The following is a 12,450-nucleotide window of genomic DNA, read 5'->3' as shown; positions in this document are numbered from 1 at the left end:
GCCGGATCGGACCACGACGCCAGGCGCCGCACCGGGCCGGACGTTTCAGAAATCGACAGTGGCCGAGAGCAACAGGGTACGAGGCGCGCCCTGGGAGAACGCGCCGTAGGAGGCGACGCCGGACCAGTATTCACGGTCGAACACGTTCTGCACGGTGGCCCGGAAAGTGGTCGGTCGTTCGGCGATGCGCGTGGCGTAGCGGGCGCCGACGTCGAAGCGGGTCCAGGCGTCCAGTTGTTGAGTGTTGGCCTGATTGACGTACTGGCTATCGGTGTAGATCGCGCCGCTGGTCAACGTCAGGCCTTCGATCTGCGGGACGTCCCATTCGGCCCAGAGGTTGGCTTGCACCTCGGGAACGCCGACCGGTTTGTTGCCACGGTTGGCAGCGACGCCGGTGCGGGTCAGTTCGCCGTCGAGCAGCGTCACGCCCCCGATCAGGCGTGTGCCTGTTGCAATCTCGCCCGCCATGTTCAGTTCGACGCCACGGTTGCGCTGTTCGCCATTGACCGAGAACACCCCGGATGCCAGTTCACCGCTGGGCTTTTCCAGCTGAAACAGGGCGATGGTGGACATGAAACGGCCGTAGTCGAACTTGACCCCGACTTCCTGCTGGCGGGACACATAAGGGGAAAAGATCTCGCCCGCGTTGGCGGCGGCGGACGGCGCGATGTCACCCTTGCTCAGGCCTTCGACGTAGTTGTAGTAGAACGAGACATGGTCCCAGGGCTTGGCGACGACCCCGAACAGCGGGGTGGATTTGCTTTTGTCGTAGGACGTGGTGACGAAACCGGCCGCGTTGTAGTTGTCCGACTTGATGTTCTGCTGACGCACGCCGAGTGTGACTTGCAGGCGTTCGTCGAGCACCGACAGGGTGTCGGCAAGGGCCACGCCCGACAGCTCGCTTTCGGAAACCTTCGGCGTATCCGGTTTGGCGATCGCGGGTTTCGGGCGGTCGATCGGGTGGTAGATGTTCGACAGGATCGCCGGCCCGGGAATAATGCCTCGGGACAAGTTATCGCGGTAGCGGGTGACTTGCAGCGCGGTGCTGTGACTGATCGGCCCGGTGTCGAACCGAAGCCTTGCACCGGCATCGACGGTGTAGCGCTGGACTTCGAATTTGTAATAACCGGGGATCGACGACGTGTCGCCCGCTTCGTTGATGATGGTCGGGGTCTGGTCGGACATGCGCGCGACATCCGACTTTCCTCCACCCGCGTGGGCGAACACGGTCAGGTTGTCGTTGAGGTCGTATTCGCCGCCGAGCAACGCCGATTTGTCGCGGGTTTCCGACCAGCCCCATTCCTGGCTGACGCTGGTGCGGCCGTTGGCTGCGGATGGAATCTCCACGCCGGAGGCGATCAGGAAGGGGCGGGATGCAGCGTCGAAACTTTCTTTCTGATTGATCAGATCCAGCGTGGTGCGCAGGCGTTCGCCCTGATAGTCGAGGGCAATCGCGCCGATGCCGACCTCTCGGGATTGCTTGTCGATGGCCGTGTCGCCTTGCTGGACGCTGCCATTGACCCGTACGCCGAAGCGGCGTTCTTCACCAAAACGCCGGCTGACATCGAGGTGCCCGCCGAGCTGGGTATTCAAGGCGTAACTGGTGGTGAAGCGGGTCAGGTCTTCGTCCAGCGAACGCTTGGGCACCACATTGATCACGCCGCCGACGCCGCTGTTGGGCGACATGCCGTAGAGCAGGGCGCCGGGGCCTTTGACCAGTTCGATCCGTTCGGCGTATTCGGTGAACACCCGGTAATTGGAGGCCACGCCGTACACGCCGTCGAACGCCAGTTCGCCGAGATTGCCTTCGCCGACCGGAAAACCCCGGATGAAGAAAGAGTCGACAATCCCGCCTGTCTGCCCGGTGGAACGTACCGAAGAGTCGCGTTCCAGCAAGTCGCCGACCGTGACAGCCTGCTGGTCCTTGATCAGCGTCGAGGTGTAACTGCTGACGCTGAACGGCGCGTCCATCGCATCGCGGTTGCCCAGAATGCCGAGGCGCCCACCGCGCGCGACCTGACCGCCCGCCAGCACCGGCGGCAAGCTGTTGGCGCGCTTGTCGATGCCTTCGACCGTGGTGTCCGACAACGTGACCCGGCGCACCACCAGCGTCCACGTTCCGTCACTGCGCGCGACCATTTCCAGACCACTGCCTTCGAGCAGTCGGGACACCGCTTCCTGCACCGAGTAGCTGCCGGACAATCCCGGGCTGACGAGGCCTTCGGTGATCGACGGCTGAAACGACAGGGCGATGCCGGCATCCACGGCGAAGCTCGACAGGGTCACGCCCAGCGGGCCGGGCGCGATGTTGTAGGCTCGAACAGTGACCGCGTCCAGTTGCGCCGGCCCGGCTGCCTTGGCGAGCGCGCTGCTGCCCAGGCCCAGCACAACGCCGAGCAACACACTGCGCATAACGGGCTTTAGCAGACGATCCGCAAACAAGGGTCGTGCAACGAGCATGAAGGGGTGACCCTATGGACGAGGTGGAATGGTTGTTCCTTTCATTGCCAGCCGAGATCAAAAAAAGTATCACCTGCGCGGTTATTTTTTTTGCTCAGGCGGGTGAGAGCGTCACCCAGTAACCGCTCAAGTGCCCGGAGACGAGCACGGGATAGGTTTGCGCCAGCATGTTCAGCGAGCGTTGGGTATCGCTGATGGGAAAGGCTCCGGAAATGCGCAAATCGGCAATGGCCGGGTCGCAGCGCACAAAGCCTCGGCGATAGCGCGCCAGTTCGACGACGAAATCCGCCAGCCGCATTTTGTCGGCCATCAGCATGCCCTGGGTCCAGGCGCCGACGTTGCGGTCGGTCGGGTTCATTGCGCCGAAGGCTTGAGATGAAAAGTCGGTACGTTGCCCGGCGCTGACGATGACGGGCGCACTTTGAGGGCTGTCGGCCAACTCGACCTGCACAGCGCCTTCGAGCACTGCGAGTTGGGTGCGCGGTTGCCATTCACGAACGGTGAAACGCGTGCCCAGCGCCTGCATCCGGCCCTGACGGGTGCTGACCAGAAAAGGTCGAGGTTGCGCGGCGTTGTCCGGCGCGGTCTGCACCAGGATTTCGCCTTCGCGTAAATGGATCAGCCGCTGCCGGGTGTCGAACAGGACGTCGATGGCCGTGTCGGTGTTCAGGGTGATTTGCGAGCCGTCGGCCAGGGTCAGTTCGCGGCGCTGGCCGACGGCTGTGTGGTAATCGGCGGACCATTGCTGCGATTGCGCGAGTTTCCAACTGCCCCAGCCGGCGGGCACCGCTGCCAGCAGCAAGGCCAGTTTGCTGAGGGCTGCGCGACGTTCCGGGTTGCTCGGGCGATCCAGCGCCGACATCGCCAGCGACGGCGGCAGGCCGCCGAACTTGCTTTGCAGCAACTGCGCTCGGGCCCACGCCCGGTTGCGCTCGGGGCTGCTGACTTTCCAGTATTCCCACTCTGCACGCTCGGTTTCGCTGAGGTCGTTTTCACTCAGGCGCATCAGCCACTCGGCGGCTTCTTCGAGGATTTTCGGATCGAGCGGCGGTTCACTGCGTCGCGTGAGCATTCATTCCACCAGCATCAGGCACTGCACGAAAGCCTGTTTCATGTAGCGCTTGACGGTGATCAGCGAGACGTCCAGCTGTTCGGCAATGTCGGTGTATTTCAAGCCGCCGATCTGCGACAGCAGGAACGCACGTTTGACCAGCGGCGGCAGGGTGTCGAGCATCGCGTCGATTTCGTGCAGGGTTTCCAGCACCACGAAGCGCAACTCGGGGGAGGGCACTTCCGGCGCCGGCAAATGCGCGAGGGCATCGAGGTAGGCGCGTTCCAGTGCCTTGCGCTGATACCAGTTGATGAGGATGCCCTTCGCCACGCAACTCAGGTACGCCCGGGGCTGCTCGATGGTCGTGACCTGGGAGGCGAGGATCCGGGTGAAGGTATCCTGCGCCAGATCCGCCGCATCCATGGCGTTACCCAGTTTTTTCTTCAGCGTGGCGTACAGCCAGCCGTGATGGCCGCTGTACAGCGCTTCGATCACGCGCAGATGGTTGTCGTTGTTCGCGGGAAGGGTTTCGCTCATGGCTGCAGTGTTTTGCAATTGAGAAGTATTCCCAATGCTAGTTTACAAAGAGCCTGCGACGCAAGCGCGAATCAGCATCCGTTTTCAGGCGCGGGGCATTCTCAACAACGCGTTTACCATGGCATCGATTTCGGCCTCGGTGTTGTAGGCGTGCAACGATGCGCGGCTGACTTCCAGCAGGTCCCGTTGCTGCATGTCGAGCATCGTCGAGCGGAAAGTCGAGGTGGTGACGTTGATGCGTTTTTCCTGCCCCGCCAGCCATGCCTGGACTTGCGCCGCTCCGGCGTCCTGGCAGGTGAAGGTGACGATGCCTGACTTGACCGCGCCCCGATCCTGTGGCGTAACCCCCGGCACATCAGCCAGGCGATTGCGCAGGTGGGCCGACAATCGTTGAATGCGCTTCCACATCGGTTCGATGCCTTGCGCCAGCGCATAACGGGCCGCCGCGCCCATGCCCAGTTTCGCCGCGACGTTGCATTCCCAGTTTTCGAAGCGCCGGGCATCGCCGCGAATCCTGAAGGTGTCCGGGGTCAGCAATGCAGCCGCATGCAGGTCGAGAAACGCTGGCTCAAGGTTTTCGCACAAAGTCTTTTCGACATAGAGAAACCCCATGCCCCGAGGGCCGCGAAGGTATTTTCGGCTGGTGGCAGCGAGCATATGACAGCCGATTTTCTGCACATCGATCGGCATCTGCCCGACGCCCTGACAGGCATCCAGCAGAAACAGAACGCCGGCTGCGCGGGCGAGGGCGCCAATCTGTTCGATGGGCTGCACCGGGCCGCCATTGGTGGCAATCACCGGCAGCGACACCAGGGCAACCCGGTCATCGCCGAGCATGTCCCGCAGCGCCGGCAATGACACCTGTCCCTGTTCATCGTTGGGAATGACCCTGATCTCGATGCCGCGCTGTTGCTTGAGTTGCAAATAGGGAATGTAGTTGCCGGCGTATTCGGTGGTCGACGTCAGCACCACATCACCGGGCCGCAGCGGCAATGAATAGAAGGCCATGTCCCAGGCGCGGGTCGCGTTTTCGATCACCGCGATCTCTTCGGGTCGCGCGTTGATCAGTTGGCCGATGGCGTCGTAGACATCCTCCACTTCCCGGGCGTGTTGCCCGGCGGCTTCATAACCGCCGATCCGGGCTTCAAGTTGCAGGTGACGGGTCATTACTTCGATCACCGGATCGGGCATCAGCGCCGCACCGGCGTTGTTGAAGTGAATCAATTGCTCGACACCCGGAGTGTCGGCGCGCAGTTGTTCAATGTTCAAAGCAAACTCCTTGATCAGTCACCCGGCGGGATCTGGCTCGGTTGCATGACCATGGGCCGGTAGCGCAACGCAACGATGGGAATCAGCGCGAGGATGTAGGCGAGGCAGACAAACAGGTAGGTGTACTGCAAACCATAGACCTGGCTGAGCAGACCACCGGCCGAGATTCCGGCAATGGACGCGAATTGCGCGGTGCTTTGGGCAATGCCCAGCACGTAGCCCTGGCGCGAGCTGTCGGCGGTCTTGGAAATCAGCGCCATCAACACCGGCGTCGTGGCACCGAGCAATACGCCCCAGATGAAGTAGGCGCCGACGAACACGATCGGGTTACGCGTGACGCCCGCGAGTGCCGTCAGCGCGATGCAGCCGATCACGACATAAGTGATGCGTTGCAAGGTGTCCTGCTGGGAACGGTGCTCGAAGTAACGCGACCATGCCGTTGCCGACAGAATGAAACCCAATGCCAGCAAGCCATAACACAGCCCGACCACCGAGTTGCTGACCTCGAACACTGAGCTGACATACAGCGAGAACGATGTCTGCGGCAGCATCCGTGCCAGCAGCAAAATACCCATCACTCCCAGTAGCGAAAGAAGTGGCGTGCCTTGCCAGACGCTGGCGGTGTGGCTGGTCGGAGCGGTTTTATTGGCGACCGGTGCTTTCTTCACCGGCGGCACGTCCGGCAACGTGACGGCCGCGACCACGGTGCAGATCGCGCACAGCACCGCCGCGATCATGTTAATCCAGAAGAACGTCGCGTAATCGAGGATCAGGCCGCCGACCACCGCACCGAGCAACGAGCCGACGTTGGTGGAGATCTGCAGGATCGCGAACAGCCGCGCTCGCCGCGAAGGCGCCTCGATACTCACGCCATAAGCCTGGGCCGGTGCGATGTAACCGGCGAAGGCGCCTTGCAGGAAACGCAGGATCAGGATCACCCAGATGTCACTGCACAGGGCCAGCCCAAGCTGGGTCAATGACAGGCCGGCGAGGGCGCGGATCATCATCAACTTGTGGCCGTAGCGATCGCCGATACGGCCCCAGAATGCACTGGTCAGAATAATGCCCAGCATCGGCCCGACGTACACGGCGATGCTGGCGAAGCTGAAAAGCGAATCTGACGAGGTTAGCCCGCGCAGGTGGACAGGCCAGAACGGCCCGCTCATTTCCATCGCGCCCATCGAAATGAGCTGGATCGCGAACAGAAGATAAATCAGGACTCTTACGCGCGAACCCGCGATGGCACCTGCTTGGGTCATGAGTCAGCCTCGGTTATTGAACGACATTGAGCGGGTTGGTCAGCGTGTGCTGAATCCGGTAATTGGAGTACTGCATCATGTGCATGCGCAGCAACGAACGGGTCGGCCACGGATCATTGAGGAAAGCCTTGCGTTCGACTTCCCACAGATCCGGCGCGACACGCTCGCGCACCGCCGCGAACGCCTGCTCGGTCTCTTCACGCAGAATGTCCCACATCCGGTTGTTGTCCAGCGCGTACTCCTTGGTCAGCCACAGGGCCATTTCATGCAGGTGCGTGAGGAACGCCGCGTCGAGCACGAACATGCGCACTGGCTCGATATCGCCCTCGAACACCGTTGGCAGAATGCCCGGCTGCACGTGCGGTTGCAGGGTGTAGCCGCGTCCCTCCAGCAATGGAGCGTAGGTCCTGCCGTCGCCGAAATCGCGGATCAGCAGACTACGTGCTTTGCCATCCGGGGAAAACAGCACCATCGTGTTCTGCTGGTGCGCTTCGAGCCCGATCCCGTACAACAGGTAGATCGCCACCACCGGGTGGGTGACCACTTTGGCGTACTGACGGAACCAGTCTTCGACCTGCGTGGCATTCGCCCGAACGCCATCGCGCTCGATCAACTCGGTGAACAACGGTCGACCACTACCCGGCAAACGAGTGAACAGTGACGCCACGGTAATTGGCAGGCATTCATCGCTACGCTCGAACGCTTGCTGGCTGGCCCGGAACACCACCGACAGATGCCGGCCGGGGTGATCGTCCTGAGTGATCGCGTTCTTGTAACGGACACCAATCTCTTCCGGGAAAATTTCCAGGCGCTGCCCGAAACCGTTTTCGACCTCGAGGATCTTCGTGATGACGGTGCTGATGCGCGGCCCCATATGAATCGACTTGGCTTGCAGGCTGCGCAGCTCGCTGGTCATCCACACGGCAATCGGTAACTTGATCAGCGGCGCGCTCTCCTTGAGCACCGGCATCATCGTGCGGTACGACATGGTCGGCAGGGTCTGGATGTCCGGGCCGTCGGTGATCAGGATGCCTTCTGCGATTTCCGCCGCGAAATTCTTCAGCACGTAGGCCTGCAAATGCCACGCGTGAATCGGCAGCGGCAACCACTGGCATTCGTCGAGGCCCTTGTTGTTCAGCGATGCTTTCCATTGCTCCCATTGCGTCGGGAAGTTGCCGGCAAACCAGCTGCGGTAATCGGTGACGTGGGGCATGCTTTCGCTTTTCGCCATGTCGGCCCGTAGCGCGGCAATGCGCAGCGGCACCTGGGCGTTGAATTCCGGCGACAGTTGCTCGACTTCCTCATCGCTGAGGCCCGGGCGGGCTTTCCAGGTCGGATAGTAGGGGTGACCTTCCAGCGAGCCCCACTGGTCGAGAAGGATCGCAGCGTCCTTGGTGCTGGCGTGCTGGCGCAGATAGTCGGTCAGGCTGTCGAGGCCTTGTTCCCGGGCGGCGGTGGCCAGTCGTGCGTTCCATTGCTGGCGATGCTGACGGGCGTGGGCGTCGTTCATCAGGCTGTTTTCCATGTCCGACTTGAGCCCGGCGATGCCTTCATCGGTCGGTTCGAAATCGAAGCTGTCGCGCAGCACATCCAGCAAATCCTGATGGGTGTAGATCACCTGGCGTACGCCTTCATCGGTCATCAGGATCACGTCGCCGTCATTGACCACGGTGTCCGCCGGGCCCTTGGCGATGTTGGAAAAGAACACCTGGGAACGGCCGTCCTTCAGCGCGTACGTGGCCTCGTTGCCGGCCTCGGAGAAGCGCAGCCCCGAGCGATCCAGAATGTTTTCGGCAAACAGGCAACGGATCATCCGTCGCAGGGCGTTCTTGCGGGAGTAGGCGATGAGTGTCTTGAAGTCATCCATATCAGCTATCTGCTCGTCGAGAAATTAATGAAAAGTTGAACCCGCTCACGCCGTGCGCGGCCAATGGCGGGGGAAGTAGTCGAGCGCCGAGTCGCGCAGGCCCTGCATATAGGAAACGCTCCATTGCAGGACTTCTTCGATGTAGGGGACTTTCAATTCGAAGCGCCGCGCCATTTCCACCAGCAGCACAAGGCCGTAGGCAACGTCTTCGTTGAAGGCGCGGCTTTCGCGCTCGATCACGTAGCCGGCGCGGTTGTCGTCGGCCGGAATCATCGGGGCGAGGATGTCGTTGTAGGCCTGGTTGGTGCGCAGGATCGACAACATGCTGCTCTGATCGCGGATCTGCTCGCCGTAGGCTTCGACAATTTCCTGCTTGAGGGATTTGACCGACGACAGGTCGATGCCCATGCGCTGGCTGATCACGTTGCACAGTTCCTGGCTTTCCTGATCCATGCGTTCGAGGAAGTAGGCACCCAGCTCGGGGCATTCGGTCCACCAGCACATACGTTGCGGGAAGATCTTGCGGTGCCACTGGCCGTAAGGGCCGATCAAGCCGTAGATCACCGAGCTGTGCATGATCGGGTTGCCCGGTGTCAGGGTGATTTCCAGATAGTGGTCGAGCATCGTCACGCAGGGGCCGTACAGCGTGGTGAGGATTTGTTCCAGGTGTTGCCGTGATTGCGCTGATTCCCGGTCGTGCAACGCGACATACAACTGGCTCTTGCCGCCGCCCATCTTGACCGACACACCCGGCTTCAGATCGAACGCGGTGTGCGGCACATCCTTCATGCCCCAGATCACCACGTTCGAGCGCTCGCCCAGCGAAGCTTCGGCCAGCCAGTCGAAGCCGCAGAAACCCGGGATCGCGCCGACGTACACCGGTTTGCTCGAACTCAAATGCGGAGCGATGGCTTGCAGGGTTTGCGGTCGTGCATGGGCTGGTACGGTGATGATCACGATGTCGGCGTCGGCAACCACGACGCTGGCATCGGTGCTGACCTGATCCGGTCGTGCGCTCAGCGTCGAGCCGTCCGGCATCAGCGCCTGCATTGGCGAGTTGGCGAGGTGACGGTCGATCACCTCTTGATTGTTGGTGAGCATCGAAACCTGAACATTGGGCAGCTGTTTAAACAGGATGGCATTCAGGTGCCCGGTCCGGCCTGCGCCGCAGATGGCGACTTTCAGCGGTTTCATACAGAGACATTCCTGTGTGGGAGGCGCGTCAGGCGACGCTCAATTGCAGGGGAGTGGCGTCGGATTCCAGCCAGCGGGTCTTGCCCAGCCAGCGATCCAGTTGCGGGGCGACGCCCGGGTCCAGCAGGTCGCGTTCTTCCAGCCATTTGTCGTCGAACACGGTGTGCAGGTACTTCTCGCCGCCGTCGGCAATCGGCACGACGACGTTGCCGGTCAGCGTGCCTTTGTGAATCAGCTCCAGCGCCTTGAAGATCGCACCGCCGGTCGAACCGCCGACCAGCAGCGCCAGGTTGCGTGCGATGTAGCGGGCGGTTTCGAACGCCTGAGAGTCGGTGACCTGCAAGCCCAGGTCGATGCAGCTGTAGTCGAGGACCAGGCCGACGGTGTCGCCGGCCGGGGTGCCAGTTCCCGACTGGTAATACGGATAGCCGGGATGGCCGAAGACAATGGAACCGGCCGGTTCGACGGCGACGGTGACGATGTCCGGGTTATGCAGTTTCAGGCCGCGGGCGATGCCGGTCATCGAACCGCCAGTGCCGACGCAGCCAACGTACGCGCCGATCTGGCCTCCGGCCTGGGCGATGGCTTCACGGACGAAATCGCTGTAGCCGCCAGCGTTGGCGGCGTTGTCGGACTGGTTCATGAACACCGCGCCGGGGATCTGCGAGGCCAGTTCGGCGGCCAGCCGTTGACGCTCGACCACGGCCACTTCGTCTTCCCGGTACGTGCCGGCGACGAAGCGGATTTCGGCGCCCAGGGCCTTCATCACCGCGATCTTGTCCTGCGCCGCATGGTGATCAACCACCGCAATGAAATGCAGGTCGAACTCCACGGCTGCCATCGCCAGGCCGATGCCGGTATTGCCGGAGGACGATTCCACGACCACGCCACCGGGTTTCAACTTTCCGGACTTGAGCGCCGCCAATACCATGTTTCGCGCCATACGGTCTTTAATACTGCCGCCGGGATTGTTCTTCTCTATCTTGAGCAAGAGTCGGGCGTTGGTATCCGGAACATCAATGCCCAACATTGGTGTATTGCCAATAAGATCCGAAACTTTATTCAGTATCATCTGGACGTCTTCCCTTAATAGTCAGGTGTGAATGCGTAGTTACCTTCCGTACAACAAGTCGCCGTCAGTCGCCGTGGCAACGGGTGGCGATGAAATTCGTTTTCCAGCAAGTCCATCTGATAACCGGCGGTGTTGGCGTAGATCAATAAATCGCCGGTTTGTGGTGTTGTTTCGAAGTGGATCAGTCGATGAGTGATCACATCATCGTCCAGGCAACTATGCCCGGCGATATAGGCTTGCATCGGAACTTGTTTTGATTCTTTCGAAGTGATCAGGATTGGATCGACGAGGTATTCAGACGAGAACCAGGTTTCGCACGCGCTGAAACTGCTGCCTTCGGCAAAGATCACAATTTTGTTGTCGGCCAGTTGTTTGGTGCGGGTCACGCGAAAGACGGTAATGGCTGCTTGATCCACCAGACTTCGGCCTGGCTCCAGTGCCAGTTTTATATGCTGGTTCTTCAAGTAACCGGCAATGGTTTTTCCTGGGGAATGCTCCGACTCCAGAAATAAGTCCAGCCACTGGCAAGCCGTCAGACTGCTGCCATAAGGATAAAAAGAGTTGGGTACTCGACGATTCTGATAATTAGCAGGGTTGTTGTCGTTCTGCAAAAAACTGCCGTACTCCTGCGGGTCGACATAGCGCATCGGCAGGCCACCACCGATGTCGATCATGACCGGGTCAAGGCCCATTTCCCTGGCTGCATCGAAAAAACCGGTCACTTCACGGAAAGCCTGCACCCGGGTTTCGTAGCCGTAACCGCCGAGGTGGAAATGGAAACCTTCGAAGTGCAACGACTCACTAGATTCAGTCAGCCATTGCAGGCACTGAAACACGTCATCGGCGCCCATGCCGAAACGGCTAGTCGGGCAACTTGTCGGCCTGTAACGCAGCAGGACTCGGGCTTTGGCCGATGGCGGAGATGTGTTGAGCAGTGCTTTGAGCTGGCTGAACTCTTCCCGTGAATCCACACAAATCAGCGAACCGCCTTGTACCAGTGCTTGATGAAACGCGGTCGTTTTGGCCGGCCCGGTTGCGCACAAATGTTCCGCTTTGGTCCCGGCGCGCAGCGCGGCTTGCAGCTCAAACAGGCTCGATACGTCAGTGCCGATGCCTGATGACGCAGCCGCAGCCAGCAGGCATTGGGACTTGTTGGCTTTGGCGCCGTAGAAAATCGCGTAGTCAACCGCGTGCTTTTTCAGCACCGATTGCAGCGCCTGGGCGTTGGCCTCAAAGGCATGTGGCCACACCAGATTCAGCGGCGATCCGTGTTGTTTAACAAGCTCAACAAGTTTTCCCGGTGAATGTTGAAGAAAGTTTTCGATAACAGGGTCAAGTAACGGTTTCAGCACTTTTGTGTACTGAGCTACAGTTGTTTCTTTAATAGGCGGCGCAATTAATTCAGGCATAGAAAACCTCTGGCGTAAATAATCGCCATATGTATGTTGCGTGTTTTTGCTGCTCGTCAGATACGAATTTTTAAAGAGGTGGAGGCGGATGACAGATCCGCTCTGGAATTAAACAAGGGGCATGTTCTTTCATAAAATTTTCACAAATCTGTTTCATGAGAACCCCACTCCTTAAGGCTCAGGCAGGCAAGGAAAAGGCCAATAAAATGTGGCCTTGTCGCTTTTGAAGTGCCATTACCTGACATGTAAATGACATCATTGCGCCGAACTTTCCGTGAACAAAATCGCAGGTCTTGATTTGAGTCTCGACCCTGTCAGCGGCTCGAACAATA

Annotated in this window: 9 protein-coding genes; all 9 read right to left on the bottom strand. The window is 60.3% G+C overall.

Going from position 1 to position 12,450, the window contains the following annotated elements; translation table 11 throughout:
- Nucleotides 1-45 precede the first annotated feature (45 nt).
- On the bottom strand, nt 46-2,460 hold the full coding sequence (locus tag K5E37_RS07225; protein WP_221533469.1) for a TonB-dependent receptor: 2,415 nt from the start codon (nt 2,458-2,460) through the stop codon (nt 46-48).
- Nucleotides 2,461-2,554: 94 nt separating this feature from the next.
- Complete coding sequence (locus K5E37_RS07220; RefSeq protein WP_221533468.1) at nt 2,555-3,532, bottom strand: FecR domain-containing protein; 978 nt, start codon at nt 3,530-3,532, stop codon at nt 2,555-2,557.
- Nucleotides 3,533-4,048: a sigma-70 family RNA polymerase sigma factor gene (locus K5E37_RS07215; RefSeq protein WP_221533467.1), complete on the bottom strand. Its 516-nt coding sequence runs from the start codon at nt 4,046-4,048 to the stop codon at nt 3,533-3,535.
- An 84-nt stretch (nt 4,049-4,132) separates the two neighbouring features.
- Entirely contained in the window at nt 4,133-5,317 is a 1,185-nt protein-coding gene (locus tag K5E37_RS07210; RefSeq protein WP_221533466.1) for an aminotransferase class V-fold PLP-dependent enzyme, read from the bottom strand.
- 14 nt (nt 5,318-5,331) lie between these two features.
- Nucleotides 5,332-6,576, bottom strand: a complete 1,245-nt coding sequence (locus tag K5E37_RS07205) for an MFS transporter (protein WP_221533465.1) — start codon at nt 6,574-6,576, stop codon at nt 5,332-5,334.
- A 13-nt stretch (nt 6,577-6,589) separates the two neighbouring features.
- Entirely contained in the window at nt 6,590-8,443 is a 1,854-nt protein-coding gene (locus tag K5E37_RS07200; protein WP_221533464.1) for an IucA/IucC family siderophore biosynthesis protein, read from the bottom strand.
- Nucleotides 8,444-8,488: 45 nt separating this feature from the next.
- Nucleotides 8,489-9,637 (bottom strand): NAD/NADP-dependent octopine/nopaline dehydrogenase family protein, encoded by a 1,149-nt coding sequence (locus K5E37_RS07195; RefSeq protein ID WP_085604799.1) that lies wholly within the window; start codon nt 9,635-9,637, stop codon nt 8,489-8,491.
- A 28-nt stretch (nt 9,638-9,665) separates the two neighbouring features.
- On the bottom strand, nt 9,666-10,709 hold the full coding sequence (locus tag K5E37_RS07190; RefSeq protein ID WP_085604796.1) for a PLP-dependent cysteine synthase family protein: 1,044 nt from the start codon (nt 10,707-10,709) through the stop codon (nt 9,666-9,668).
- Nucleotides 10,710-10,723: 14 nt separating this feature from the next.
- A complete protein-coding gene (locus K5E37_RS07185) occupies nt 10,724-12,118 on the bottom strand; it encodes a Y4yA family PLP-dependent enzyme (RefSeq protein ID WP_221533463.1) in 1,395 nt (464 codons plus the stop codon).
- Nucleotides 12,119-12,450: the final 332 nt, after the last annotated feature.

Origin of the sequence: Pseudomonas sp. RIT778 (assembly GCF_019718735.1) — a bacterium.
Lineage (GTDB): Bacteria > Pseudomonadota > Gammaproteobacteria > Pseudomonadales > Pseudomonadaceae > Aquipseudomonas > Aquipseudomonas aphyarum.
The sequence above is the reverse complement of the archived record's forward strand: the minus strand, read 5'-3'. Positions and strand labels throughout refer to the sequence as shown.